25 protein-coding genes, 1 tRNA gene and 1 pseudogene are annotated in these 26,432 nt (G+C 60.2%); 16 read left to right on the top strand and 11 right to left on the bottom strand.

Going from position 1 to position 26,432, the window contains the following annotated elements; genetic code table 11:
• Nucleotides 1-28 precede the first annotated feature (28 nt).
• Nucleotides 29-113: transfer RNA gene (locus tag ACN2TU_RS10655), tRNA-Leu, on the bottom strand.
• An 86-nt stretch (nt 114-199) separates the two neighbouring features.
• Here ACN2TU_RS10655 and ACN2TU_RS10660 point away from each other — a divergent pair.
• Together ACN2TU_RS10660 and ACN2TU_RS10665 are read left to right on the top strand one after the other, a co-directional pair.
• The gene (locus ACN2TU_RS10660; RefSeq protein WP_435155225.1) at nt 200-607 is read left to right on the top strand and encodes a desampylase; all 408 of its coding nucleotides are present in this window, start codon (nt 200-202) and stop codon (nt 605-607) included.
• A 38-nt stretch (nt 608-645) separates the two neighbouring features.
• Nucleotides 646-1,641 (top strand): C40 family peptidase, encoded by a 996-nt coding sequence (locus tag ACN2TU_RS10665; protein WP_435155227.1) that lies wholly within the window; start codon nt 646-648, stop codon nt 1,639-1,641.
• Here the strand turns inward: ACN2TU_RS10665 and ACN2TU_RS10670 are convergent.
• On the bottom strand, nt 1,634-2,422 hold the full coding sequence (locus tag ACN2TU_RS10670; protein WP_435155229.1) for a serine hydrolase: 789 nt from the start codon (nt 2,420-2,422) through the stop codon (nt 1,634-1,636). The two genes, ACN2TU_RS10665 and ACN2TU_RS10670, sit on opposite strands and share 8 nt — an antisense overlap.
• A 187-nt stretch (nt 2,423-2,609) precedes the next feature.
• Between ACN2TU_RS10670 and ACN2TU_RS10675 the strand changes: the two genes are divergently transcribed.
• The 3 genes from ACN2TU_RS10675 to ACN2TU_RS10685 are packed head-to-tail and all read left to right on the top strand — an operon-like array spanning nt 2,610 to nt 4,900.
• Nucleotides 2,610-2,753 carry a hypothetical protein gene (locus tag ACN2TU_RS10675; protein WP_266078621.1) on the top strand — a complete coding sequence of 48 codons (144 nt, stop codon included), beginning with the start codon at nt 2,610-2,612 and terminating at the stop codon, nt 2,751-2,753.
• Nucleotides 2,746-4,428: a sodium/proline symporter gene (locus ACN2TU_RS10680; protein ID WP_435155231.1), complete on the top strand. Its 1,683-nt coding sequence runs from the start codon at nt 2,746-2,748 to the stop codon at nt 4,426-4,428. The genes ACN2TU_RS10675 and ACN2TU_RS10680 overlap by 8 nt, the downstream gene beginning before the upstream one ends.
• The gene (locus ACN2TU_RS10685; RefSeq protein ID WP_435155232.1) at nt 4,418-4,900 is read left to right on the top strand and encodes a hypothetical protein; all 483 of its coding nucleotides are present in this window, start codon (nt 4,418-4,420) and stop codon (nt 4,898-4,900) included. The genes ACN2TU_RS10680 and ACN2TU_RS10685 overlap by 11 nt, the downstream gene beginning before the upstream one ends.
• 34 nt (nt 4,901-4,934) lie before the next feature.
• Here the strand turns inward: ACN2TU_RS10685 and ACN2TU_RS10690 are convergent, their stop codons facing one another.
• Nucleotides 4,935-5,360, bottom strand: coding sequence for a VOC family protein (locus ACN2TU_RS10690; protein ID WP_435155234.1), 426 nt, complete (start codon nt 5,358-5,360; stop codon nt 4,935-4,937).
• 113 nt (nt 5,361-5,473) lie between these two features.
• Nucleotides 5,474-6,285 (bottom strand): annotated as a pseudogene (locus tag ACN2TU_RS10695) (DMT family transporter).
• A gap of 87 nt (nt 6,286-6,372) precedes the next feature.
• On the opposite strand from ACN2TU_RS10695, the gene ACN2TU_RS10700 reads away from it, so the two are divergent.
• From ACN2TU_RS10700 to dacB, 9 genes are all read left to right on the top strand, one after another.
• Nucleotides 6,373-7,275 (top strand): diaminopimelate decarboxylase family protein, encoded by a 903-nt coding sequence (locus tag ACN2TU_RS10700; protein ID WP_435155235.1) that lies wholly within the window; start codon nt 6,373-6,375, stop codon nt 7,273-7,275.
• A gap of 22 nt (nt 7,276-7,297) precedes the next feature.
• Nucleotides 7,298-7,636 carry a hypothetical protein gene (locus tag ACN2TU_RS10705; RefSeq protein ID WP_435155236.1) on the top strand — a complete coding sequence of 113 codons (339 nt, stop codon included), beginning with the start codon at nt 7,298-7,300 and terminating at the stop codon, nt 7,634-7,636.
• A 60-nt stretch (nt 7,637-7,696) separates the two neighbouring features.
• The gene (locus ACN2TU_RS10710) at nt 7,697-8,179 is read left to right on the top strand and encodes a DUF7974 family protein (protein ID WP_435155237.1); all 483 of its coding nucleotides are present in this window, start codon (nt 7,697-7,699) and stop codon (nt 8,177-8,179) included.
• 138 nt (nt 8,180-8,317) lie between these two features.
• Complete coding sequence (locus ACN2TU_RS10715) at nt 8,318-9,964, top strand: ABC transporter substrate-binding protein (RefSeq protein WP_435155238.1); 1,647 nt, start codon at nt 8,318-8,320, stop codon at nt 9,962-9,964.
• A 38-nt stretch (nt 9,965-10,002) separates the two neighbouring features.
• Nucleotides 10,003-10,953: an ABC transporter permease gene (locus ACN2TU_RS10720; RefSeq protein ID WP_435155239.1), complete on the top strand. Its 951-nt coding sequence runs from the start codon at nt 10,003-10,005 to the stop codon at nt 10,951-10,953.
• A gap of 1 nt (nt 10,954) precedes the next feature.
• On the top strand, nt 10,955-12,013 hold the full coding sequence (locus ACN2TU_RS10725) for an ABC transporter permease (protein ID WP_435155241.1): 1,059 nt from the start codon (nt 10,955-10,957) through the stop codon (nt 12,011-12,013).
• Nucleotides 12,010-13,020 (top strand): ABC transporter ATP-binding protein, encoded by a 1,011-nt coding sequence (locus ACN2TU_RS10730; protein ID WP_435155242.1) that lies wholly within the window; start codon nt 12,010-12,012, stop codon nt 13,018-13,020. The genes ACN2TU_RS10725 and ACN2TU_RS10730 overlap by 4 nt, the downstream gene beginning before the upstream one ends.
• Nucleotides 13,017-14,300 (top strand): ABC transporter ATP-binding protein, encoded by a 1,284-nt coding sequence (locus ACN2TU_RS10735; protein WP_435155243.1) that lies wholly within the window; start codon nt 13,017-13,019, stop codon nt 14,298-14,300. The genes ACN2TU_RS10730 and ACN2TU_RS10735 overlap by 4 nt, the downstream gene beginning before the upstream one ends.
• The gene (dacB, locus tag ACN2TU_RS10740; RefSeq protein ID WP_435155244.1) at nt 14,294-15,511 is read left to right on the top strand and encodes a D-alanyl-D-alanine carboxypeptidase/D-alanyl-D-alanine endopeptidase; all 1,218 of its coding nucleotides are present in this window, start codon (nt 14,294-14,296) and stop codon (nt 15,509-15,511) included. Before ACN2TU_RS10735 ends, dacB begins: the two co-directional genes overlap by 7 nt.
• A gap of 217 nt (nt 15,512-15,728) precedes the next feature.
• Here dacB and ACN2TU_RS10745 read toward each other — a convergent pair whose 3' ends face one another.
• From ACN2TU_RS10745 to ACN2TU_RS10765, 5 genes are all read right to left on the bottom strand, one after another.
• Entirely contained in the window at nt 15,729-16,571 is an 843-nt protein-coding gene (locus ACN2TU_RS10745; protein WP_435155246.1) for a M55 family metallopeptidase, read from the bottom strand.
• Complete coding sequence (locus ACN2TU_RS10750; RefSeq protein WP_435155248.1) at nt 16,568-18,535, bottom strand: S9 family peptidase; 1,968 nt, start codon at nt 18,533-18,535, stop codon at nt 16,568-16,570. The genes ACN2TU_RS10745 and ACN2TU_RS10750 overlap by 4 nt, the downstream gene beginning before the upstream one ends.
• Before the next feature lie 63 nt (nt 18,536-18,598).
• A complete protein-coding gene (locus ACN2TU_RS10755) occupies nt 18,599-19,324 on the bottom strand; it encodes a helix-turn-helix domain-containing protein (RefSeq protein ID WP_435155250.1) in 726 nt (241 codons plus the stop codon).
• Nucleotides 19,325-19,376: 52 nt separating this feature from the next.
• Entirely contained in the window at nt 19,377-19,571 is a 195-nt protein-coding gene (locus ACN2TU_RS10760) for a DUF7977 family protein (RefSeq protein ID WP_435155251.1), read from the bottom strand.
• Nucleotides 19,568-20,608, bottom strand: a complete 1,041-nt coding sequence (locus ACN2TU_RS10765) for a zinc-binding dehydrogenase (protein ID WP_435155253.1) — start codon at nt 20,606-20,608, stop codon at nt 19,568-19,570. Before ACN2TU_RS10765 ends, ACN2TU_RS10760 begins: the two co-directional genes overlap by 4 nt.
• An 86-nt stretch (nt 20,609-20,694) precedes the next feature.
• Here ACN2TU_RS10765 and ACN2TU_RS10770 point away from each other — a divergent pair, with 86 nt between their 5' ends.
• Nucleotides 20,695-21,315, top strand: coding sequence for a MogA/MoaB family molybdenum cofactor biosynthesis protein (locus tag ACN2TU_RS10770; RefSeq protein WP_435155255.1), 621 nt, complete (start codon nt 20,695-20,697; stop codon nt 21,313-21,315).
• A 10-nt stretch (nt 21,316-21,325) separates the two neighbouring features.
• Here the strand turns inward: ACN2TU_RS10770 and ACN2TU_RS10775 are convergent, their stop codons facing one another.
• Together ACN2TU_RS10775 and ACN2TU_RS10780 are read right to left on the bottom strand one after the other, a co-directional pair.
• Nucleotides 21,326-22,132: a TrmB family transcriptional regulator gene (locus ACN2TU_RS10775; RefSeq protein ID WP_435155257.1), complete on the bottom strand. Its 807-nt coding sequence runs from the start codon at nt 22,130-22,132 to the stop codon at nt 21,326-21,328.
• A 90-nt stretch (nt 22,133-22,222) separates the two neighbouring features.
• Nucleotides 22,223-23,902, bottom strand: a complete 1,680-nt coding sequence (locus ACN2TU_RS10780) for a DUF255 domain-containing protein (RefSeq protein WP_435155259.1) — start codon at nt 23,900-23,902, stop codon at nt 22,223-22,225.
• Between the two features lie 176 nt (nt 23,903-24,078).
• On the opposite strand from ACN2TU_RS10780, the gene ACN2TU_RS10785 reads away from it, so the two are divergent.
• Complete coding sequence (locus ACN2TU_RS10785) at nt 24,079-26,358, top strand: pentapeptide repeat-containing protein (protein ID WP_435155261.1); 2,280 nt, start codon at nt 24,079-24,081, stop codon at nt 26,356-26,358.
• Nucleotides 26,359-26,432 lie beyond the last annotated feature (74 nt).

Consider the following 26,432-nt stretch of genomic DNA (forward strand, 5'->3'; position numbering starts at 1 on the left):
ACGCTTCCTCAGTTCGTTCGTAAGCGTATGCGAGGGATGGGATTCGAACCCATGGACGCCTACGCGAGCGGGTCTTAAGCCCGCCGCCGTTGGCCTGGCTTGGCAACCCTCGCACGCCTGTCGATTGCCGCTTCCCCTGCAAGTGGGTTTCGATTGGCTGGCCTCCTCGTTTATGCCTTCCGACGGAGAACCATGCAGTATGCTCGTCCTCTCGCGCGAAGTGTACGACACACTCGTGAGCCGCGCGCGCCGGGGCCGCCCCGACGAAATCTGCGGAATCCTGGCCGGAACGCGGGGTAATCCCACACGAGTCGAAGACACGTTTCAGGCCGAAAACGTCGCGGAGACGCCGGAGACGAACTACGAAATCCACCCGGAGGAACAGCTCGTGGTGATGGAGGAGGTCGAAGACCGCGGGCAAGAGGTCGTCGGATTCTATCACTCACACCCCGCTGGGCCGGACACTCCGAGCGAAACCGACGCCGCGGATGCGACGTGGGATGGCTACTCCTACGTTATCGTCTCGCTGAACGGGTCGTACCCCTTCGTCGGGTCGTGGCGCTGGACCGGCGAGTCGTTCGACCCCGAAATCGTCCATCTCGAATAGGCGATAGGACTTTGAGGTCACTCCGAGCACAGGAGCGCATGGACGACAACCAGCGCGCGCGACTGGCACTCCAACGCTGTCGGACGAGATACGCACCGGATTCGCGGGTCACCGTCTTCGACGTGACTGCGAAATCGACGACGGCGGACTCCACCCGAGACCGACTGCTGCTTCGGGGGAGTGTCTCGACATCCGAACTCGAACAGCACGCGCGCGACGCTGTCGAACGAGCAACCGGTCACCCGGTGGCGAGCGACGTTTCGGTTCTCGCGGACGAGCGAACGGAACGAACCGTCGATGCTCCGGTTGCACCCGTTCGCGGCGACGCGGACGCTGACGCCGAGCAAGTCACACAAGTGCTCTACGGTGCCGCCGTCGCCGCGTTTGACCGTGACGGCGAGTGGGTTCGGATTCGAACACCGGACGGCTATCTCGGCTGGGTCGAGGCAGCTGTTCTCACGACTGCGCAGGAGGAAGCTATCGATTCCGTCCTCACCCACGAAATTTCGCCTGACGATGTAGACCATCCGATTTACGCGGGAACCGAGTGTCGAATCGACGGCTCCGAAGTCGTCTTCCGAACGGGAGCGCGCGCTGTGCGCGCCGATTTCGAATCCAAATCGGCGTTGGAATCCGACGCCGCGGTTCACCGACCGCCCGAGAATCCAACCGGCGAGGCGGTCGTCGAAATCGCACGGCAATTTTTCGGTACGGAGTACGATTGGGGTGGGATGACGACGGACGGAATCGACTGCTCGGGATTGGCGTGGATTGCGTACCGAGTCAACGGAATCGTCCTCCCACGGGATGCAGACCAACAGCGCGCGATGGGCGAGACGGTTTCCCGTGGCGAACTTCTACCGGGTGACCTGCTCTTTTTCCCCGGTCACGTCGCTATCAGCCTCGGTGGTGACGAGTACATTCACGCCTACGGTGGCGACGAAGCAGTGGTAATCAACAGCCTCGACAGCGATCACGGCGACTATCTCGCCGATTTGGACGAAAAGTTCGAACTCGCGCGACGACTCATCTAAGCCACGAAAACACGGCGTCACCGATTTCCGCGATGGCGTCCGCGGCGTCCGCACCGTGAGACACGCCGTCCACGAACACTGCAAACACGAGCGGAGCGTCCCTGTCGGGAACCGACAACAGGCCGGTATCGAGGGCAGCGGATGGAAGCCATCCGGTCTTGTGGGCAACGTCGGTTTCATAGGGGAGATATCGAGGAATCATCGACGTGTCCTTCTGCGCGGAGAGTGGGATACGCAGTCGCTCGTATGCCGCCGGAGAAAGGGTCGCCTCACACGCGAGGTCGAAGAAATAGCGAGCGCAGTCGAGCGGTGTCGTGACGTTCGCGGGTTCGTCTTCGGGTACCCGGATTCCGGACTCCTCGAAATCTGTGTCTTCGAGCGTCGTCATCATCTTGCGAGCGAGTCGCGTTCGTTCCATTCCGAGTTTCGCCGCCGAATCGTTGACGGCAGCCATGTCGAGCAGATCGATGAGTTGGTTCGTCGCGGCGTTCTCGCTGGTCGCAATCATCGCCCGAGCCAAATCCTCGACGGTCGGCGTCGCATCGATCAGATGGAGGATACCGCTCCCGCCGACCCTATTTTCCGGGTCGAGCGGGCACGATTCGGCGAGGTCGGAAAGTCGCCCGTCGTACTGCTCGTACAGCGCGTACAGAATCGGGAGTTTGACGACGCTCGCACTCTGGAATTTGCGCGTGTCGTTTCGAGCGCAGACGATGTCGAACTCGTCCGGGCCGTGGGGAAATCCGAGGAAAACGCCGAGTTCGCTAGATTTCGTCGGCATAGTTCGCGATGTAGTCGGCCAGTTCGTCGCGGGAGTCGAACGATGGGGTTTTCGGGCGCAATGTCACCGACCCCCTACTGTCGGTTGCATGGTGACAGTTTTGTCCCGTTTTCGTACAAATATTTTCGTCCCCGAAATGCTGTAAACGCCAAAACGCTTATTTTAACGCTTGTCACTCTCTAACAGTATGGCAGGGATGAGTACACTCGACTGGTTGGGATTGGTCGGCCCCTACGTGGTGTTTTTCGTGATGTTAATCGCGTACTACGTTCTCGAAGGCAGGCGCGAAAAGCGACTTCGTGAGGAGTACGAGGAGGACAGCTATGCCTGATGGAATCGCCGGACAAGCGGGAATCTGGGTGTTGTCCACCTTCGGTGCGTATCTCCTCATCCTCATCGGAATCGGGCTATGGGCGTCGAGGATGATGGACACCGTCGGCGACTACGTCATCGGCGGCCGTCAAATCGGGCCGGTCGTCACCGGATTCTCCGAGCGGGCATCCGAGATGAGCGGCTGGCTCACCCTCGGTGTTCCGGCGAACGCCTACGGAACCGGAATCATGGCGTTCCTGAACGGACTCGGGATGATTCCGGCCGACCTGCTCGCGTGGGCAGGGCTCGCGAAACGGCTTCGAAAGTACACTGAAATCGTGAAATCGGTGACCTTGCCGACCTTTTTCGCCACTCGTTTGCAAGACGATACGGGAATGGTGAAAGGCATCTCTGCGGTCGTACTGATGCTGTTCGAGGGTGGCTACGTTGGCGCACAAATCGTCGCCGCCGGGACGTTACTACAGGTTCTCACGGGTGTCGAACCGGTCGTCGGCATCGTCGTGGGAGGCTTCATCGTCGTCGGCTACACGATGCTCGGCGGCTACTTCGCCGTCGCGTGGTCGGACTACTTCCAGGGAGCCATCATCCTCGTGGCGTTCATCATCCTCCCCATCATCGCGTTCACCAACTACGGCCTCCCGTTCAACGACCTTGCAAACGTCAGTGGCGGTGCATCTCTGACCAGCATCACCGCGGGGGCGACGGGGTGGGCCGCAATTTTCGGCATCATCAGCTACGCCGCAATCGGTCTCGGCGTTCCCGGAAACCCACACATCATGGTGCGGTTCATGGGTATCGACCGGGTCAAGAACGTCCGCCTCGCGGCGATGGTCGCCCAGTTGTTCATGTTCGTCGCGTACATCGGTGCGGCGCTCGTCGGACTGTACGCCATCCTCGCCTTCGGACAGGGTGACCTCGCACAGGCCGACAACGCGATGCCGAGGTTGACGCTTGACCTCCTTCCCGGACCCATCGCCGGAATTGTCCTCGCGGCGGCGCTGGCGGCGATGATGTCCAGCGCCGACTCGCAACTGCTCGTCGCCACGAGTGCCGTCGTGGAGGACGTGTACCACGGCTTCATGAACACACAAGCGACCGAGGAACAACTCGTGCGCTACTCGCGCTACGTCACCATCGCGCTCGGCGGTGCGAGTATCGCATTTGCGTACCTCGCAAAGAGCACGCCCATCTACACCCTCGTGCTCGATTACGCGTGGGGTGGTCTCGGTGCGGCAATCGGGCCCACGCTCATAGCGGCGTTGTGGTGGAAGCGCGTCACGGCGAAGGGTTCCGTCGCCAGCATGATTGTCGGTGCGACGACGATGGTGCTGTGGACGCAACTCGGAACCGTCCTCGATGCGCTGGGAATCATGCCCGCCCAGGAGGCCTCGCCGTTCCTCTACGGCCTCGTCGGCGTCTACGGCCTGTTCCCGGCGTTCATCCTCTCGGTGCTCACGCTCGTCTCCGTCTCGCTCGTGACGAAACCGCCGTCCGGTGTTGAAGACCACTTCGACGTGTTCGACAAGCCGCTGTCGGCGGTGACCAGCCAACCCGGAAGTGGGACGCCGAGTTACGTGACCGACGGCGGACGGGACGTGTCCCCGAAAGCAATCACCGAAGCGGACAACATCCGCGCCCACGTCGGGGAATCCGGCTACTGGAATGACGAGTAAACTGGTCGGTAAACGGCACGAGCGCACGGAACTCGCGGTCATTCCGCCAGAAATTTCGCGCGAGGACGCCGGAAGCGGGCGGGTCGGAACTGTCGCGTATCCCTACCGAGTGTACGAGGCGACGGTTACCATCGAACGACCGTTCATGAGCGAGCGAACCGACCGGTTCGTCGCCAGCGTGGACCGCTCCCGCCGACTCGTGGTTCGGGCTGACGGGGTTCCGACGGTGGAAACCCGAGAAATAGAGGACGTGTTGGTGCTACCGACGGAGCTCTCTCCCGAGCAATCGCGAGCAAAAGCACGGCACTCGGTGTTGCAGTGGGCGCTTCGGCGCTACTCGTTGAACGACGCACCCGACATCGAGTTCGTGCGAGAAGTGGACGGCTACAAACTGTTCTGGCTAGCCGAGCGCCCGGAAGACGACGTTATCGTCGATAGCGTTCGCGGAACGGAAGATCCACTACAGGACTGAATCCGGCGACAGAATTACATGCCGCGAATTTCGATTACTCGTTCGATTCCACGAGGTTGTATGGATTGCCGTAGCAGTCCTCGAACATCGCGGAGACGCCCCACGGGACTTCTTCGGGGTCGCTCGTAATCGTCACGCCGCGTTCTTCGAGGTCGGCAACGGTTCCCCGACAGTCGTCGGTTTCGACCACCCAGACGGTTCCCTCGCCGATGCGGGAACGAAGGGTTTCCGCCTCGTCGCCGAAGAATTCCTTGCTCGGCTCCTGGAGGACGATTTCGGTCTCACCCTTGGGTGGAGCGACCGTCACCCAGCGCATTCCGGGCGCGAACTCCTCGTCCGCTCGTTTTTCGAAGCCCAGTTTGTCGGTGTACCACTCGATCGCCTCGTCGGTATCCTCGACCAGCACGGTTGCGTGTGTCAGTTTTCGATCATCGAATAGACGGACACCAGCGGTCGGCATAACACCGGTCCGCAGCCTGAAAGTGGTCTGGTGTCGCTGGCCACGGATTATCGCCCTGCGGTGCTCACGACCCACACACCCACAGCCATCACACCGCCGCCCGCGAGGAACGACTATCCGAGTGACTCCGAAAGGAGGAGTGCACCAAACGCCGCGCCGACAACGTGTTGTGTGAAAAAGAAGACGGCGACGACGCCCGCATCCAACTCCGCCAACCCGCGGTACCAGAGGAACCACGCCGCCGCGGTGCTGAAGACGCCGAGATACAGCACCGCGCCGACGATTGCAAGGGTCATCGTCGCATCGAGGGAGGTGGAAGCGAGTTCGAACGGAACGAGAACCGCGACGAGTGGAATCGACGCCAGCGTGGAGTAGGTCGCGGTTTCGAGTGCGGAGTAGGTTCTGACGAGCGGTTTGCCCCACACCGTGTAGCCCGCCCATCCGAAACTCGCGGCGAACAGCGCGAGAACGTCTAGGAGGTTTCCCTCCCCGATGGTCGAGAAATCGTACTGCCCCGCGAGGACGACCAACGTGCTGATGACGGCCAGTGCCATCCCCACGACTTTTCGCCCGGAGAGCGATTCGCCGAGGATGATGACACCGAGCAACAGCGTGAAAACGGGGGTAAGGACGGTCAGAAGGGAACCCTGGCTGGCCGTCGTCAGGTCGGTTCCGACGAACTGCGTGACGAGCGTTAGCGCGACCCAGCCGCCGAGAACACCGAATCGTCGCCAATCGCCACGCGAAAACGACCGACTGGGCATGGTCAGCCGAACCACCGCAAAGAGGGTCACCCCGCCGAGAACGACGCGGCAAAACGCGAGGGTGACCGGGGAATGGCGGCGAATCCCCACTTGCTCACGACATACATGCCACCCCACAGCGCGGACGCAGTGAGCGGCGCGAGCGAACTGGCGCGTGCCATCGTGCGGATGGTGTCGCCCTCGTGGTAAATCTCTGTCCCTAGCATAGGAGGGCCAAGGATTATTCGCACATTACGGGATTTCGAGGCATGGACATCGACGCCCGGCGAGAGCGACTGCGAACGCACGCGGACGACCTCGTCTCCGAATTCGGGTCGCCGCTCTACGCCTTTTTTGAGGACGATTTGCGGGCGAATTACGAAACCCTCCGAACCGCACTGGACGACCATTACCCCGACTCGGTGGTTCACTTCGCCGTGAAAGCCAACTACAACCTCGGAGTTCTCTCGGTGCTTCGAACTGCCGGGTGCAAGGCGGAAGCCTACGCCCGATGTGAACTGACGGCAACGCAGCGGGCCGGATTCGACGCGAACCACGTGCTGTTGACCGGAATGAATCGTGCACCGGAGGATATCGAACGGGCACTGGAATGGGGCGTCTCCCACCTGCTCGTGGACAATGTCGCCGAGTTGGAGAAGGTCATCGTCGCGGCGAACGCCACCGATACGTCCCCGGACGTGCTGATTCGCGGCAACCCGGCGATGGAGGTACCTACCCATCCCGAAGTGGCCACGGCGACCCGCGAAAGCAAGTTCGGACTGGATATCGAAAGCGGACGGGCGATGGCGGTCGCGGAAACGGCCGTCGAATCCGACGCCGTCTCGCTCGCTGGCGTGCAGTTACACGTGGGAAGCCAGATTCGCGGCGTCGAACCGTACGGGGTCGCTGCCCGGGAGATGCTCGGCTTTGCGGGGCGAATCCGCGACGAGTTGGGCGTCGAATGCGAGGTTCTCGACCTCGGCGGCGGCTTTCCGGTTCCCTACGACGAGGACGTGCCAGCCACCGAAGACATCGTGAAACGGATGGCCAAAGCGGTTCGGGAAACGTGTGCTGACCTCGACCTCCCGGAACCACGCCTGTTCGTCGAACCCGGTCGCAGACTCGTCGGCAACGCCGGAACCTTTCTCGGTTCGGTCGGCGTGATAAAGTGAAACACCGTACGCGGACTTCGCGGTGTTGGACGGCGGGACGAACGCCGTCTCCTCGTATTGGCCGTATCCGGTGTACGCGCTCAAAGACCGCGACGCGACACGAGAGTATCACGTCGCTGGCCCGCTTTGTTACACGGGAGACGTAATCAGCGAGGACGTGGCCCTTCCTGAACTCGGCCCCGGCGACCTCGTCGCGGTGGACAGAATTGGCGCATACTCGCTCGGCAGTGCAAGTCACACGAACGCGGAGCCAAAACCCCCGGTCGTGGTGATTCGAAGTGACGGAAGTCACGACTGCCTGCGAACGCGCGAGACGTGTGAAGACGTATTGGGGCGCGACCGGATTCCGAATGGGTTGTGAGAACGCACGCCGTCGTTCGTCTGAGAAAGACATTTCTTTCGCGCGCCCGGTGACCAGTCCATGAAACCGGCAGACGTGCTTTCCCCCGAGCCAGCAGGCGGAACCGACGGCGGGGGAGGTTGGTTCGCGGGACTCGTTCCGAACGCGGTCGCCCTCCGGAGTCTTTCGGTCGAACTTCGCGCACCACGGGAAATCGTCGTCGGAGAACCGGCGACGTTCGCGCTTCGGGTTCGCAATCGCGCGCCGTTTCCGCTGAGCGTGCGATTGCCGACGAGTCGCCTCTGGGGCTGGGACGTGGATGGAATCCCGGACGCCGACGAGCGGCGGTTCGAACCGCCGGAGACGCCGAGACGGGTCGCGTTTCGGCGACGTGGCGTCAGACAGTTTGAGGGAACGTGGGATGGACAGATTCGTGATTCCGGAACCAGCGGCGACGAATGGCGACCCGAACCAGGAGAACATATCCTTACAGGATATCTTGCAAGCGGGAAATCGTTACAAAATTTGCAGGACAGCGTACAGATTACTGTTCTGAACATATAACCCTAGTATGAAAGGGCTGTCTTATTTGCTACACCCTTCTTTGCTATTAGGTATCACGAACCGGGCAACTCGCCCGAAACAACTGACACCATGACAGAGAAATACAACTCTTCCCTCGATCGACGGCGCTTCTTGACGATGAGCGCACTCGGCGGAGCGACAGCGCTCGCCGGCTGTGGCGGCCAAAAGACGACCGGTGACGGGCCGGGCGGGGCCGGAACGACAGGCGACGGAAACACCAACACGGGCGGCGGCGCAAAAGGTGGCACGTTCATCAATACCACGGCCGAGGACGCGACGACCCTCGATCCGCGCATGAACGAACTCGCGTGGGTCAACGGGATGATGCACTACCTCTTTGACACGCTGTTGGCCGTCAAACCCGACGGGAGCGAAATAGTCCCGCACCTCGCCAAGGAGAAGCCGAAAAAGCAAGACGAGAAGACGTACACAATTCCGCTGAAACAGGACGTGAAATTCCACAACGGGAACGAGATGACCGCCGAGGACGTAGCTTACTCGTTCAGTTGGGTGCTCAACCCGGACAACAAATCAACGAATCAGGAGAACCTCTCGTTCGTCGAGAGCGTCGAAGCGTCCGGCGATTACGAAGTCACGTTCAACCTGAAACATCCCTACGCGCTGTTCGAGTTGACGCTCGCGGGGATGAACTCGGCCATCGTTCCGAAGAAGGAAGCCAAGAGTAAGGGTCAGAAGAAGTTTGCCCAGAAACCGGTCGGAAGCGGCCCGTTCCAGCTCAAGGAGTGGAAGTCCGGCTCGCACCTCACGCTCGAACGGTTCGGCGACTACTTCCTCAAATCGCCGAATCTCAAGCAGGTCAAATATCGCGTCATTCCCGAGGCGCAGACGGCGTACGTCGAACTCGCCACCGGGAACGTCCATCAGTCGTCCGTGTCGAAAAACCTGCTCGGCGAGGCCGAGAAAAAGAACAACCTGAAAATAAAACGTATCTCGCAGTTTGACTACAACGGCCTCATCTTCAATGCGCTCCACGAACCGTTCGGCAACCGAAAGGTTCGCAAGGCGATGCACTACCTCGTCGATTACGACGAGATGCTGAGCGCGACGAAGGGCAAACTCGGCAAGCGCAGTTACGGCTTCATGCCGAAGGAAGTGAACGAGGCGTGGGACTTCCCGTGGCAGGAGTGGAAGAAAAAGTACTACCCCGAGAAAGACCACGACAAGGCGAAGAAACTGCTCGAAGAGGCGGGCTACGACGACGGCTTCAACGTGAAGATGTCCACCCACACCTCTGGAAAGTTCAAAAACATGGCCATCATCCTCCAGAACGAGATGGACAAGGTGGGTATCAAAGCCGAGGTGCAGGAAGTCACCATCGGCCAGTGGTTGGAACAACTCGACTCCGGGGAGTACGACGTCACCTTCTACGGCTGGTCGGGCGGTCAAGACCCCGACGGGTTCTACTACTACCTGTTCCGCAACCTGCGCAACGACGACAGTCTCCCCGAGAACTACGTCGGCAACGCTTCCGCTGGGATGCTCCACGAGGCCTACCCGGACAGTCAGAAGCTCAAGAAGGCGGACGAGAACATCCGAAAGGCGCGAAAACTCCAGAGCAGGGACGAACGCCGAAAGCTGTACATCCAAGCCGCGGAAGCGTTCCAGTCGGAGTATCCACACATTCCGGTATACTCCGAGCAGTCCGCCACCGCGTGGAGCAACAAAGTGCAGGGGTACGACCCGACCGCGTTCGCGGCCCAACCGCTGTGTAACGAGTGGTCGAACGCCTCGCTCAAGAACTAACGTCCAACCGTTTCCAGAGAATTTCAATACACTAACTCATGAGCATGTACCGCTACACCGCCCGGCGATTGCTTCAAATCGTGCCGGTCTTGCTGGGCGTTTTCACGCTGACGTTCGTGTTGATGCACGCCTTACCGGGGAATCCGGTTCGCATCTATCTCGGATTGAACCCGAGTCAGGAACTCGCGGACGAACTCATCCACCAGTACGGCTTCGACCGACCGCTGTGGCAACAGTACTTGGACTACCTCGGGCAGGTGCTTCAGGGCAACCTCGGCGAATCGTTCATGCGAAAGCGACCGGTCACCGACCTCATGCTGGAGCGAATTGGCCCGACGCTGACGCTGATGGGGCTTTCCTACGTCATCGCGCTCCCGGTGTCGCTCCTCCTCGGCGTCTACGCCGCCTCACAGCACAACGAGTTGGGCGACCACGTTTCGCGGTTTCTGGGACTGGCCGGACTCTCGACGCCGAACTTCTGGCTCGGGCTGATGCTCATCTTCCTGTTCTCCCTTGAGCTGGGCTGGCTTCCCGCCTCGGGCTACGTCCCGTTTGCACAAGACCCGATGGAATCGGCGAAACGACTCGTCATGCCCGTCATCACGCTGGCGACCGCACAGACCGCGACGTTGATGCGAATGACGCGCTCCAGCATGGTCGAGGAGCTATCGCAGGACTACGTCCTGACGGCGCGCGCCTACGGCCTGCCGGAGCGGCGTATCCTGCTCAAACACGCGTTCAGGAACGCGCTCCTGCCGCTGGTGACCATTATCGGTCTTCAGTTGTCCTTCCTGCTGGACGGGAGCGTCATCGCCGAAAAGATATTCGCCATCCCCGGCATGGGTCGGCTGTTCTTTGCAGGAGCGATGAAAAACGATTACGGCATCATCATGGGCATGACGCTGACGTTCGCCGTGCTGTTCCTCGTCGGCGTCCTGCTGACCGACCTCGCCTACGCGTACATCGACCCGCGAATCAGATACGACTGACATGAGTACAAAAGCCTCACTCTCCGAGACCGAAATCGACACCGAGAGCCGACTGATGGGGACGATTCGGGAGCTCCGTTACAGCCCCACAGCCATCGTTGGCGCGTTCATTGTTGGCGTTATTGTCGTACTGGCCATCTTCTCGAGCATCGACATCGTGCTGTTCGACAAGGCACTCATCACCGCGATTCACACGGATCCGCACACGATGGACCTGGCCGAGCCCTATTCGGCCCCCTCCCTCGACCACCCGATGGGAACCGACCAGTTCGGGCGGGACGTGCTAGCGCGGGTCATCTACGGAAGCCGAGTCGCGCTCGCTATCGGCGTCATCGCGGTCGGAATCAGCTTCCTTGGCGGAATCGTCTGTGGCGCGACGGCGGCCTACTTCGGCGGTCGAATCGACGACACGATAATGCGTCTGCTGGAGGTGCTGTACTCGATTCCCGGGCTCATCCTCGCGATAACGCTGATGGCGATTATGGGACGGAGCGTGTACAACCTCTTTCTCGCCTACGGGGTAATCGGCATTCCTGCCTACGCCCGCGTCATGCGGTCGGAAGTGCTCTCTCTCCGCGAGGAAGAGTACGTCGAGGCGGCGCGAGCCGCCGGACTGCCCAAACGCACCATTCTGTTCCGTGAAATCGTACCGAACGGACTGGCCGCGGTCGTCGTGCAGGCCACCCTCTCGATGGGTGGCGTCATCATCGGCGCGGCGGCGCTGTCGTTCCTCGGGTTGGGGGTACAACCGCCGACGGCGTCGTGGGGGCGGATGCTGAACCAAGCACAAGAAGCCATGATCATCGCGCCGTGGGTCGCGGTGTTCCCCGGCCTGATGATTTTCCTCACCGTGATGGGCTTCAATCTGCTCGGCGACGGTCTGCGCGACGCGATGGATCCGCGGACGACTCTCCGCAAAGCGAACTGGGACGAACTGGACGACGAGTTCCTTTCCAGCGAGAGTACAATGCGCGACGACCGTGACCCAGTTACCGAGAATCCGGCTACGGATGGCGGAACGCAAAGTGAAGATGGAGCTGACGGGAGGCGAATGCAATGAGCCTCCTCGAAGTCGAAGACCTCAGGACGTATTTCTACACGGAAGAGGGCATCGTGCAGGCCGTCGATGGCGTGAGCTTCGAAGTAGACCGCGGTGAAACGCTCGGGTTGGTTGGCGAGAGTGGGGCCGGAAAGAGCGTGACGGTGAAGAGCCTCCTCGGACTCATCAATCCGCCCGGCAAGGTGGTCGATGGGACGGTTCGGTTCGACGGGCGCGACCTGACCGCCTGCTCCGAGCGCGAACTGCGACGGGAGGTTCGTGGGAGCGAGATTTCGTTCGTCTTCCAAGACCCGATGTCGGCGCTGAATCCCGTCTTTGCAGTGGGCAATCAAATCGCCGAAATCGTGGAGTACCACACCGACCGCACCGAAAAAGAAGCTTACAATCGAGCAATCGAACTGCTCGATGACGTGGGGATTCCTGACCCTGAACAGCGGGCCGACCAGTATCCACACGAGTTTTCGGGCGGGATGCGCCAGCGCGCGCTCATTGCGATGGCACTGTCGTGCAACCCGAAACTCATCATCGCGGACGAACCGACGACGGCGCTGGACGTGACGATTCAGGCCCAGATTCTCGACCTCTTCGACGAGATTCAGGAGAAGTACGACACGAGCGTCGTCTACGTCACCCACGACCTCGGCGTCGTCCGGGAAGTCTGTGACCGCGTTGTCGTGATGTATCTCGGAAAAGTGGTCGAACAGGCGCCCTACGACGAACTGTACCGAAATCCGAAACACCCCTACACGCAGTCGCTCCTGCGGTCGGTCGTTCGGCCCGATAGGCAAGCCGAAACCCTGAATCCCATCGAGGGAACGATGCCGAGCGCTATCAGCCCGCCATCCGGATGTCGATTCCGCACCCGCTGTCCCGTGGCCGTCGACGACTGCGCGCGAGTCGAACCGCCGCGAGTCAATATCGGGCCGAACCACGATTCGGCCTGTATCCTCTACAAGGACGAATACGGCGCGGAGGAACCAACGCTTCACGAGCGAGGTCAACCATGAGTCAACGCCTTCAGCAACGCCCCGAGAAATCGGACGAACCGCTGCTCAGGGTCGAGAACTTGACGAAGCATTTCCCGGTCAACACGGGGTTCATCAGTTCGCTCCGGTGGAGTTCGGACGGCAGATTTCCGCTCGAACTGGACAGTCAAAGTGTCAGAGCGGTCGATGGCGTGAGCTTCGACCTCTATCCCGGCGAAACGCTGGGTGTCGTCGGCGAATCCGGCTGTGGAAAATCGACGCTCGCACGAACCCTGCTCGGCCTGACCGACCTGACGGACGGTGCAGTCGAATTCCGCGGAACCCGAACCACGACGTTCGACGGCGACGCGAAACACGAATTTCGACGAAACGCCCAGATGGTGTTCCAGGATCCACAATCCAGCCTCAACCCACGTCGAAAAATCGGGAACATCATCGCCGACCCGCTGGAAGCGGCAGGGTGGAACGAAGAACGGCGCAGGGAGCGCGTGCTCGAACTGCTCGGGCAAGTCGGTCTGAAGGAGGAACACTACGGCCGGTATCCGCACGAATTTTCGGGCGGACAGCGCCAACGAATCAACCTCGCGCGGGCGCTCTCCATCAATCCCGACCTCGTAATCGCGGACGAACCCGTGAGTGGTCTCGACATGAGCGTGCAGGCCCAAATCCTCTCGCTCATGCAGGATTTACAGGAGGAGTACGGCCTCACCTACCTGTTCATCACACACGACCTCTCCGTCATCAGGAACGTCGCAGACCGCGTCGCGGTGATGTATCTCGGGGATTTCGTGGAGACTGGACCGGTTGACCGACTGTTCACGGAACCGCACCATCCCTACACCCGGGCCCTGCTGGATTCGGTGCCGAACCCCGACCCGGACACCCGCGGCGTCGAGTCGAGACTGGTCGGCGACGTGCCGAGTCCGAGCGACCCACCGTCCGGCTGTAAGTTCCACACGCGCTGTCCGGCCCTCATCGTTCCCGACCCGTTCACGCGCGAGGAGTATCGCGAGTACATGGAACTGCGGAGCGATGTGTGCAACGAAACTCTGCAAACGGATACCGACCCGGCGTCGGTTCGCTCACACTATTTCACGAGCAGCCTTCCAGCGGCGGTCGATCAGACGGTCGAACGGGCAATCTCACACGCATCCGATGGCGATTGGGACGACGCTCAGTCCACACTCGCGGAGTATCTGTCGCCTTGCGAAGCCCACATCCCGAAACTCGAATCCGTCGCCGACGGCCAGCTATCGGCCTGTCACATCGATAGCGACGACAGAGAGGCCTTCTCGTGGTGAACGGCGCGTCCATCGCATCGAGCGTGCTGGCCCGCGAACTCGGCGGCGACGAACTCGCCGCGCACGACCCGGACGTCCCGCTCCCGCCAGCATCGAACACGAAACTCCTTACTGCCGCGCTCGCGCTCCATCATCTCGAGCCGGACTACCGATTCGAAACGCGCGTCTCCCGAGTCGATGACTCGCTCGTGCTTGCGGGACGAGGAAATCCATCGCTTTCGCCCGTCCAGTTGTCGGTGCTCGCCAAAACCGTCCGTAACGACGGAATCGACGCCGTGAGAAACCTCGTCGCTGATTTGGGATGCTTCGAAGGAGCATCCCGCGGGCCGGGATGGATGTGGGAGGACGGACGGTACGACTACGGCGCAGAGAGCACGGCACTCGCGTTCGCGGGAAACACCGTTTCGGTAACGGTGTCCGGCACCGAAGTCGAAGTCAACCCCCGAACCGACGCGGTCGAACTCGTCACGGATTTCGACTCGTCGGCGGACGAGTTGCGAGTGTTCCGATGCGACGACGAGATTCACGTCGAAGGGCAACCGCCCGACGAACTCCGAACCGAGAGTGTTCCTATCGCTGACCCAGTTCGTCACTGTCTGTTCGCGTTCCGCGACGCGCTGGAAGATACAGGAATCAGCCATTTCGGTGGGTTTCACGCCACGGAAAATCCGGATTCTGGCAAGACGATTGCGACGGTAAAATCGCCGCCCGTTTCCGAACTCGTCCGCCGGATGAACGTCCCGTCCGACAATTTCCTCGCCGAACAACTCGCTCGAACCGTCGCCCACGAAGTACGAGGAGAGGGGTCGTGGGACGAATGGGAAACGGTTGTAGCCGAGTTTCTCGACGACTGCGACGGAGGAGGATTCAGAATCCGAGACGGTTCCGGGCTATCGCGGTACAATCTGCTTTCCGCCCGTGGCATCGTCCGCGTGCTCGAATGGGTCACCAAACAGTCGTGGTCGGAGACCTTTTTCACCTCGCTTCCGACGCCAGGAGAGGGGACGCTCGAAGAACGACTGCTCGATATAGAGTACGAACTCCGTGCGAAGACGGGGACGCTCACCGGGAGTAGAACGCTCTCGGGAATCGTTCGCCGAGAGCAAAAACGGGCCGTGGTGTTCTCGGTGCTTCTCGGGGGGTTAACTGGCGACGACGAAAAGCGCGCACGAGACAGCATCGACGACTTCGTGCGAACGGTAACGGAGTAGGGTGCGAAGGTTTTTATTCGAAGACGAACCCAACGAGGGGCGATGCACAACCTCCGGTTGGTCGTTGGGTCGATGCGTTTTGCGCTGCTGGCAGCGTGTTCAGACCGTCTCGGTCGGACGACTCGCACAGGGTCGGTGGACGGGAGGCGTGCGAATCGAACCGACCGAGGAGATACGAATCGTCGACATCGGTCCACCGCCGCCGAGAACCGGAGCGTTAGCCGTACCACTCGTTTCGCCCCGCGCCAGCGGCGCGTAGCATCGCCACGGACGCCTCGAACACCGTGGGGTACTCATCGCCTTCGACGTGAGTCGTGCGACCAGCGACGCGTCCGACCGATGGAAGTCCCGCCGCACGGGCGGCCTGATTCGTCGTCGACCAGTCGGCTTCGATAGCGACTGGTTCGTCCGGCACCGGTTGGGTGAATTTGTCGCGTTTCGCTCGCCGAACCGCCCGCTCCGCCGTGGTTCGAATCCGGGCACGAGCATCCTCGACGGGAAGACAGTCCGCCGTGAATCGGTCGATACCGTCCTTGACGACGGCTGTCTCCACGTCTTCAAGTTCGTGACCGGCTTCCGCCGCTGTCGCGTCGTCGCCAGTCACGAGGGCGACCGGAACGCCGTGCGACCGCGCGAGTCCGGCGTTCCAGCCGAGTTCGCCGACTTCATCGTCGTTTACGCGAAGCGAGATGAGCTCCTGTGGGTAGAAGGTATGGTTTAGGACGGCCCCCAGCGTGCCCGCTTTGCCGTGGTAGCCGACGAAAAACGCCATATCGTGTTCCGCGGTCAGACCTTGCATCATCGACCGAGGTTTCGTGCCACCGCGAATCAGCCGAGCGGAGTCGTGGAGCGCGCTTCGGGAGAGATTCGTCATCGAAGAGTGCGAATCGTTGATGAGCACCGATTCGGCACCGCCAGCGACCGCGCCCTCAATCGCGGCATTTACGTCGCCGACCATCAGTTCACGTCCGTCGTCGTAGTCGGCTTCGCCCTTCACCACATCACGTGGGTCAGCGATTCCGGTAATCCCCTCCATGTCAGCGGAGATGAAGACCTTCATCGCTCCGCCTCCAAGGTTCGTTCGATCTTTCGCATGGTTCGCTCCCACGTCGCTCGTTTCGAAAAAACGTGGTTCTCGTTGGGGTAGTGGTCGGCATCGAACTCCTTGCCGAGGTCGGTCAGCGTTTCGACGACGAGGTCGAGTTGTTCGAAGTTGACGTAGCGGTCGGCCGTCCCGTGGAAGTTGTATAGGGGTACCTCGTAGGCGTCCATGTGCGTCACGGGTGATGCCTCAGTCCAGCGTTCGGGAACGTCCCACGGTTCGCCACCCATCCGAAGCACTTCCGCGGAGGCCGCAGGAGGGTACTTCGTCTCCTCTGCCCAATCGCGGTACAGTTCGAGGTCGGCGAGTCCGGCGAGGTTGATACCGAGCGAGAACACGTCCGGATGCGTGCCCAGCACCTGAAGCGTAGCGTAGCCACCGTAGGACAGACCCCAAACGGCTACCGAATCGGCATCGACGTAATCGAGTTCTTTCAGATACTCACCTGCTCGCGTCACGTCCTGGATTTCGTCCGCACCGCGAACACCCGCGATCGCCTGTCGAAAATCACGGCCGTAGCCGATGCCGCCGCGATAGTTGACGAACAGACCGACGTACCCTCGTTCGGCGAGATACTGGTGGAACGTGTAGAAAAGACTGTACGACCGTGAGGGGTGCCAGCCGTCGCGCATCTGTCGCATCGGACCGCCATGAACACAGACGATTGCTGGGAGGTCAGTCGCGTCGTCCGCAATCGCATCGTATTTTCGGGGATCGAGCAGATAGCCATCGACGTGCTGGCCTGCGCTCTCGAACTCGATTCGCTCCGGTTCGATCGGCTGAACCGACCACTCTTCGACCGCAGACCGTACGAGACGATGCGTATCGCCATCGATATCGACGCGAAGTTCGGGCGAGCGCTCTCGGTCTGCGTGCAGATACGCGAGTGCATCACCGTCGGGGGACGGACGGGGCGAAACGTTCGTTCCGGACGTTTCGACGAGGGGTGTTACCTCCCCGTCGAGCGTGACCGAAAAGAGTTGCCGCTGTCCGGAATCGTTCCGGTTCGACGAGAAAGCAAGCGTCCCGTCGTCCATCCACTGGGGCGTCCCATCGGCGACACCCTTGTCTTCGAACGTACCGTCGGTAAGCTGTGTGCGGTCGCCCGTTTCGGTATCGACCACGTGGACGTGATCCCAACCATCGAGCGGCAGAATGAGTGCGATTCGAGTTCCGTCGGGGGACACCTCGGGTGCGCCTTGTGAGACGACACCTCGCTCGCGGTCGATTTCTCGCGTCAGAACAGTTCTTTCGCTGGTTTCCGGCTCAACCGTGGCGATTCGCCGAACGCGGCCCCCCTCCCCTCGTTGGTCGAAAACGACGCGTCCGTCGGCCAGCCAGGCGGGGTCTCCGTTCGCCATCTCGTTGCGGGTACGCCACACCAGTTCGCCGGAATCGACATCCATGACGCCGATCTGCGTCGTTTCGTCGTCGACGAATCGATACGCCAGAAAGATATCGTCGTCCGACCACGCAAACATGCGTGAATCACCGAGGAAGGGGCCGCGCATCGGCACGTCGTATGTCCGTTCATCGCCCGTTACGGCGTCGCGGACGACGGGACGGCCGTCGCGAAAGAACGCGAACCGTGAACCGTCGTTCGACCACGTGTATGCTTCTCGGTCGTCCACTCCCGAGATGAGCAGTTGGGTCGTCCGTTCGTTCGGGTCGGCAAGGAGGAGGCCGCCGTCGTCGGTGGCAACGAGTAGTTCCGAGGCGGTCGGCGACCACGAAATTTCGGTAACGAACGCGCCGTCCGGGGCGAATCGCCACGTCCGTTCTCCGGTGCGGTCGGAGACGAATAGAACGTTACCGTCGTCTTCGTACAGCGTGGTGGCGAGAAACTGTCCGTCGAAAGACCACGAGGGAGGTGCAGGATACTCTACGTCTAGAACGTCAGACAGAGTGAGGTTCGATGACATACCTTCCTTATTTACGTACATCCTCAAAGCGATTCCCTATTCACCCCCGCTCTCGAACGAAATTCAGTAGTTTCGTCCGGCGAGTTTGGTCAAAAATGCGTCGAGTACTTTCTGTTCGCCTTTGCGGAGATGTTCGAGGAAGGTCGGGCCGCTGATGCCGAAGTCCTCAGCGATATCGTTTGCCGACACTTCCCGGGGCCAGTTGTAATAGCCCACGTCGTGGGCCTCGAACAGGCATTCAGTCTGGCGGGCCGAAAGCGAGTCGTAAATCTGGTCGCTGGTATCGGCAAATTCGACGTTGTCACGTGGGTTTACCTCGTGAATCGCTTCCAGCGTGATGTCGTACTCCTCTTCCAATCTGGCGAACACGGATTCGAGTCGGTCGGAGCGCACGAGAACCGTCCAATGTTCGTACCCGCCGGTGATGTGAACCGGTTCGATAGGCATGAACTCCGAATTGACGATTTCTGGAACGATGCTGGACGAGCGTTCGTAGGTGACGACGACGCGGGCGCGGTTGCCGCCGTTTTTCAGAATCGCCGTACTCTCGACCACGCGGTGGGCATCGATGGCTTCGACCATCGTTTCGATGTCGTGGTCACCTTCGGCGACGAGGACGAAATCCCCCTTGACCATCTCGTCGGTTGGGTAGAGCGATTTTTCCAAGATGCGCGTTCCGTCGTACTCGTCGGTCACTTCGAGGGTCCAACAACCGGGATGCCACAGTTTGAGTTCGACCTGCCGATGTGAGGTTCCTTCGTGTTGGTCTCTGACGTGAATGACGCTCATGGTACGGGATGACGCCATATGGTAAAAAATTTGTGTATTTACCGGATTACATTTAACGCTGGGCTGCCCACACCGCCGTCGCACCGAGCAGAATCGCCGGAACGAGCGGCACGACGATGTACGCGAACTTGAACGGAAGATAGGGCGGATTGATGTAGATGAGCAGTGGCGCGACGACGAAAGCCAGTGCCATCACGGCGACCAGAACCCATCCGCTTCGGCCGAACTCCCTGCGTTCAGTCATCATAGTTCGCTATCGGGTTTGACTACGACTTTCCCGAATCCGTCGCGGTTCTCCAGCATTTCGTGGGCTCGTGCCGTCTCGCTCATGGGCAACACCTCGCGGATAGCTGGTTCGAAGGTGCCGTCCCAGACCAGCTCCATCACGTCGTCAGCCTCGCCGAGGGTCGCCATCGTCGAACCGATGACGGAGAGTTGATTCCAGAAGATTCGGTTGATGTCGGTTTCCGGATTGCCGCCCGTGGTCGCCCCGCAAGTGAGAACACGTCCTCCTTTGGCGAGGCTCTTCAGGGAGTCCTGCCACGTGGCCGCGCCGATGTGGTCGACGACCACATCGACGCCGCGTTTGCCCGTCAGTTCGCGGATCTGTTGGACGAAATCATCGTCCTCGTAGTTGATTGCGTAGTCCGCCCCAAGTTCGCGCGCATGGTCGAGTTTTTCCTCACTACTGCCCGTCGCGTACACCGTCGCTCCGACGTAGTCCGCGATTTGAACGGCGGCGTGACCGACGCCGCCGGACGCGCCGAGCACAAGCACGTCCTCGCCGGGACGAACGTCCCCTCGAGTGAGAAGCATGCGCCATGCGGTCTGGAAGACGAGCGGCGCGGCAGCGGCAGTTTCCCACGAAACGCCGTCGGGAACCGGAAGCAGGTTGTCCTCCGGTATCGCCGCGAGTTCGCTGTGAATCCCGCGAACGTGCTCGCCGATGACGTGATATTTGACACACAACGAGTGTTCGCCGTGACGGCAAAACTCGCACTTGCCGCAGTTGACGCCCGCCGAGAGGGCAACCCGGTCGCCGGGTTCGAAGCGAGCTACATCCTCGCCGACTTCGATGACCTCGCCCGCCCCGTCGCTGCCGGGAATGTGTGGCATGTCGAGCGAAAGGCCGGGAAGCCCTCTGCGCGTCCACACGTCCAAGTGGTTCAGCGCGCCCGCTTTCACGTCGATAAGAACCTCGTCGCGTGCCGGTTCCGGGTCAGGGAATTCCGCGTAGTCGATAACTTCCGTCCCACCGTGTCCTTCGAACTGGACGGCTTTCATATGCCATAGGTCGGACGGTGTGCCTAAAACTGTACCCCAACGACCTCGCCGACGATTTTTAGGAGTCGCGATGGAAACAGACACTCATGGTTGATTTTCAGTCACGCGACACGCGCCGCGCACCGACGGACGAAGACGAAAGAACGGACGAAGCGAGCGAGGAGTCGAACGACGAGGGCGATGCGGAACACCACGACGACCATGGGCACGACGACCACCACGCACACGACGTAGATGAACTCGGGTTCAGCGTCGTCACCGTCTCCTCCTCGCGCTCGCTCGACGAAGATTCCGCAGGTGGCGCCATCGTGGAACTGGTCGAAAGCGACGGCCATGACATGGTGACGCGGGAACTCGTCGCCGACGACTACGATTCGGTGCAGAAAACGGTGGACAATCTCGTCGGACGCAAGGACGTGGACGTGGTTGTGACGACCGGCGGAACCGGCGTTACGCCCGACGACGTAACCATCGAAGCGGTAACCCCGTTGTTCGAAAAGGAACTGCCGGGATTCGGCGAACTGTTCCGCACGCTCTCGTACGACGAAATCGGAACGAAAGTCGTCGGGACCCGAACGACGGCGGGCGTCGTCGATGGCGTCATCGTCTGCTGTCTCCCCGGAAGCGAGAACGCGGTTCGCCTCGGAACCGAGAAAATCCTGCTTCCGGAGGTGGGTCACCTCGTCGGACTCTCCGGACGAGAGTAAAAAGCGAACCTCAGAGACGAAGGGGTTCCGCCACTTCCCACCGAGACGAGAACTGGCTGTTGACGTTCGCGGCGAACTCCGGGTCTTTGAGGTCAATCATGGCGAACGCCTCACCGGGCGACAGCGGGTTCGCCACTTCGATGCAGACCTCAATATCGTCGATGAGGTTGAACGTCCCGTCGAGTTCGGAGGTCGTTCGCACCGAAAACTGCGGATGGTCGGAGAGCGTCGTCGCGTACCTATCGCCGACGCTCGGCGGCAGTGTGCGGACGAGTTCCGGCGACATGAGCACGGAAACCTCGACATCGCGGGCGAGTGCGCGCTCGATATGCTCGGTGACGGTTTCGCCGACCTCGCCGATATCGAACGTCGGCGAGACGCGGCCTGCGACCATGACGATGCGGTCTTCGGCAGCGTCCAACCGTTCGATCAGCAGTTCGAGCGATTCCTCCGGACCGACTGCCGCGGTCCAGAATCCTTCCTCGATGGGTGGTTCGGCAGCGTTGAGTTCCGTCCCTAACTCGTCGACGATATCCTCGTACTGCTCCGCTTTCGCGTCCAATTCTTGCAGTTTATCGTCCAACAGTCGGTCGAGCGCGGTATTCGGTTCGACGGCGACGTACTTTTTCGGCCGACTCGCACTCTGACTCCGGACGAGATTGTGCGTCTCCAAACTGTTAAGCACGTCGTAAATCCGGCCCATCGGCACTTCACTCGCGCGTGAGAGTTCCTTCGCCGTGGTCGGCCCGGTGTTTAACAGCGCCCGATACGCCCGCGCTTCGTATTCGGAGAGACCCAAATCACGGAGACTTGCCATATCTGTTGACATTACGCTGACTCTATAAAAACGCTACGTGCGTTCGCTGTGGTTCCAACCGCACGCTGGTTTTTCTCCTCCAGATACATTCTAAAAGAATCCTGCTGCGAGTTCGTTCAGTTCGGCGGGTGTGCTCGCCGGGTCGGAAACCGTCCCCTCGGAAACGAGGTAGGCATGCCCATCCTCGAACGAATCATCCGCGCTCCCAGCGTTCGGCACGACGACTTTCTCGTGGTCGGCGATGCGAAGTCCCGCGCGGTGAAGGTCTGACCCCGGTGGTGTTGCGACTGCGATTTGGAGAGGTCGTCGGCACACGCGGGCTGCGGCGGTTCCGTAGCCAGCGACCTGCACGCCGATTCTGTCGGCCGCCCCGGCGAAGGCACCGACCGCCTCCCGTGCCGTCTCCTCATATAGAGGTTCGTCGGCGAGAATCGAGAGGTCGACCAGCGCGTCGGCGAGCGCCGCGTTTCCATCGACGGGTCGAAGCGGTCGGTCGAGGAGACCCGGCCCCTCCATCGGCCCGTCAATGAACGCGCCGTCGTCCTGTTGGAGCGTGTCGATGGTGTGGTCGGCGACTTCGCGCGCAGTGTCGAGGTAGCCGGTATCGTCCCCGTCACTGCCCTCGTCTCCGAGCACTTGCACGGCAGTCACGAACGCGCGAATGCCGTACGCTTGGTCGGCGAGCAGGCCGGATTCGACCGGTTCAGCACCGTTCTCGTCAGGGTTCCGATAGTGAACGACCGCACCGTCGTCCACGAGTGGGACGAGATAATCGAGGGTACGCTCGGCGTACCGGCGAGCGTGGTCGTCGTCGGTGTATGCCGTGAAAGTGAGCAGAGCATCGGCAGCCAGCGCGTTCCAGTCCGCGAAGGCCGTCAAATCGATGGCGGGTGCGTCCTCGCTCTCGCGGTCGCTCGCGTCACCCTCGTAGTAGCCATCGCCGGGTTGCTGGCTTCCGCCGAATGCCTCGCCGTTCCAGAGTGTCGTCGTCAGGTACTCGATGGTCTTCTCGGCGGGTGTTCGGTAGCGTTCCTCGCCCGTGTAGAGATAGGCGTTCGCGTAGGCGCGCACGAGCGCGGCGTTCGCGTCCAGCACTTTCTCGTGATGGATATCGTTCCAGTCGCGGGTTCCAGCGTAACGGAAGAAGCCACCTTCGTAGTCGTCGAAGAGATTCGCCGTGATTGGCGAGAGGGTGGCCAATGCGCGTTCTCGGTCGCGTTTCAGCGCGAATTCGATAGTCCGCGGGAGGGGGAATTTCGCGTCGTCGCCCCACCCACCGTGGGTCGCGTCGAATCGGTCTTCGACCTGCCCGACCAGCAGACGCTCGATGTCCTCGGTGACGTCGCCAGCGGGCGGGTTCTGGTCGCGGACGTTTCGCGGCACCTGCGCCGCCTCCCGACCTTTGTGTTTCCACAGGTCACGCACCTGTCCGACGACCTGCCGCATGGTGTTGGCGTCGAGGAAGGTCGCTCCGGTCAGATGATCGCCCTCCGGCGTGAGGAAGACCGTTGTCGGGAATCCGCCCATGTTGTATCGCTCGCGAACGCGGGGATGACGGTCGATATCCACTCGAATCGGCACGAAGGAGTCGTTGACGTTCGCCGCCAGTGTCGGTATCGAGTACGTCGTCTCGTCCATCTCGTGACACCACGAACACCACCGCGCCGAGAGCGACAGGAGGATGGGTTTGTTCGCGTCTTCGGCCTCCTCGAATGCCTCGTCACCCCACTCTCGCCACTCGATTTTCGTTCGTTCCGCGGACTCGTCCATGCGCGGGAGTTTGCGATGGATGGGGAAGTGGTTTCGGAATCGCGTTCTTGGGAAGGGCCGTCTGGAAAAGGTAGACATTCAGGACATGTGTTATACTATGTAATATCACCAATGATTATTTTTGTCAATATTTTTCGAGATGTGGGTAGCAAGATCAGTTTGGGGAGGGAGAAAGCGTGTGCCCGAACGAGAAAGCAGACACAAATAGATGCGAGTACAAATTTCCTGAAGCAAATGGCAATAGCGGAACCCCGTCGTTGCTCGGTGCGGAATCTCTCAACGAGGAAAACAGATGGGAGTGCAAACGAGACGTAAAACACGATAGACGGTGTATTTTCCACCTTAGCAAGAAACAGCGTCAAAAGCACAAAATAAAGGATACCGACATACGGGACAAGTTAGTCAAGGAAATTAACAATCCGAACGGCGCGGACGAATCCCAAACCACCGGGGATGGTGAACCGAACCAGAAGGGCCAAAAAGGGACAAAAACAGACGGAGGTGGAGATAGCAAGTCGGGAACTACCCGAAGTAAAAACGATGAGTCGGGAAATCAGGAAAACGGCTCGGAGTTCGAGAAAATCAAGGAGAACAAGCAGTTCATCGGGGCGAAGTTCGGCAACCTCGATTTGAGCAACATGACGCTCGGGTCAAAGGGCGACAACTACGCCATCGACCTCCGCCACGCCGAAGTGGACGGTGAAATGAGTCTGCGGCGAGCGGAGGTCACAAATCCCATCTATCTCGCGGGGATATCGATCGAAAAGTCGGCCAATTTCAAGTTCTCGTCGTTCAGGGACAACGTCGCATTCGAGCACATGACGTTTAAAGGCGATGTCGATTTCTCCCAGGCGGGGTTCGAGTCGGGGGTCGATTTTCTAGGGACGGAGTTCGTCAAATCTGCCTTTTTCGAGGAGTCGAACTTTCGGAGTGAACAGACGTACTTCATTCAAACGACGTTCAACGGCGGTTTCGATGACGGACGGGTAGCGGATTTCGAGAACGCGACGTTCGAGCGCAGGGTGTATTTTAGCGGGACGACGTTCAATTGCGAAGCCGATTTCAAGAATGCGGAGTTCAGGGAGGACGCCCTCTTTCGAGAGATGACGGACGAAGAGAAGGGGAACTACAAGAAAGCCGCGTTCAGTCAGGAGTTCAGTTTGGAAGACCAACGGACGGTATTTAAACAGGCGGCTACGTTCGACCAAGCGACGTTCATCTCGGATTCGAACTTTCAGGATGTCATCTTTCGAGGACGGGCGCAGTTCGAACAGGTCATCTTCGAGCGGCGGGCAATATTCATGGACACGATGTTCAAGGGACCGACATCGTTCGCTGATTCGGAGTTCATGTTCAACACGGACTTCGAGGACGCGACATTCAAAGCCGATGTCTCGTTCGAGGATGTCGTCTTTAACCGGAAATCGACAATCCGAAACACAGAGTTCCGGGGAGAAGCGAACTTCACAAACACCATCTTCGAACGGCGGGCGAGGTTCGAGAACACGAGGTTCAGGCATCCACCGAAGTTCAAACGGGCGGAGTTCAGGCGGCGATTCACGTTCGTTCCCGAGAGTATCGAATGGGCGGGTCGAATCAACCTCCAGCGGGCGAGCATCGAAACGGGGGAACTGCAACAACCACCTGCGGGGGTCGTCTATGACCTGAAGGACGCGGAGCTGGGGAATGTCAAACTCAGCCGATTAAACGAACGAAACACGGCGAACATCTTCGACCAGTACGAGTTCATCAACACATCGTTCACCGGGTTCGATTTCGGCGAGTACAGAACCGACCTGAAGAACAACGGATGGAACATCCATTCCTCGGAGAATCCACGACGAATCGAAAACTGCGAGCCGGAGACGCTCGAAGTCACCTATCTGAAAGCGAAAAACGGAGCGAACCGGGTCGGCGATAGCACCGCGGCAGCGAAGTTCTTCCAGAAAGAGATGCGTTATCGCGGCAAGACATACACCCAAAATAATGGCCGATATTGGAACATCTGGAATCGGATACGACGCAACCAAAACAGGGTGTTGTGGGCGACATCCTCGTACGGGGAGAGTCCGACGCGAACCTTCTTTTCGTCAATCGCGTTGATTGTGATTTTCGGACTTCTGTACTTTTTGGTCTCGTATCTCGTCGGGCAACCGATCCCACAGATCGGGGCGAACAGCGAGAACTTGGTTGCGATTACGGTCAACGAAACTACAAACCAGTCGGTTGTCGTAACGCAGGTCGGAGCGGGAGGAGATACCGGGGGAAACACCGCCGGGATAGTACAGAAACTCCAAAACGCGGGTGAGTTGAGCATCCAAGCGTTCGTTTCGCTCATCATCGGCGTCCCAAGTATCGACACGCCATATCGCATATTGGTCTATCTCGAAGCCTTCCTCGGAGCGTTCTTCATCGCACTCTTCCTCTTCACGCTCACGCGCTCCATCCATCGCTGATGGCTTTCGGTTCCCAATTTTCGAACACCGGTCGTTCACGAACAGACATCGACAAAAGAGGTAGGTCGAGTCGA

This window comes from Haladaptatus marinus, from assembly GCF_051194195.1.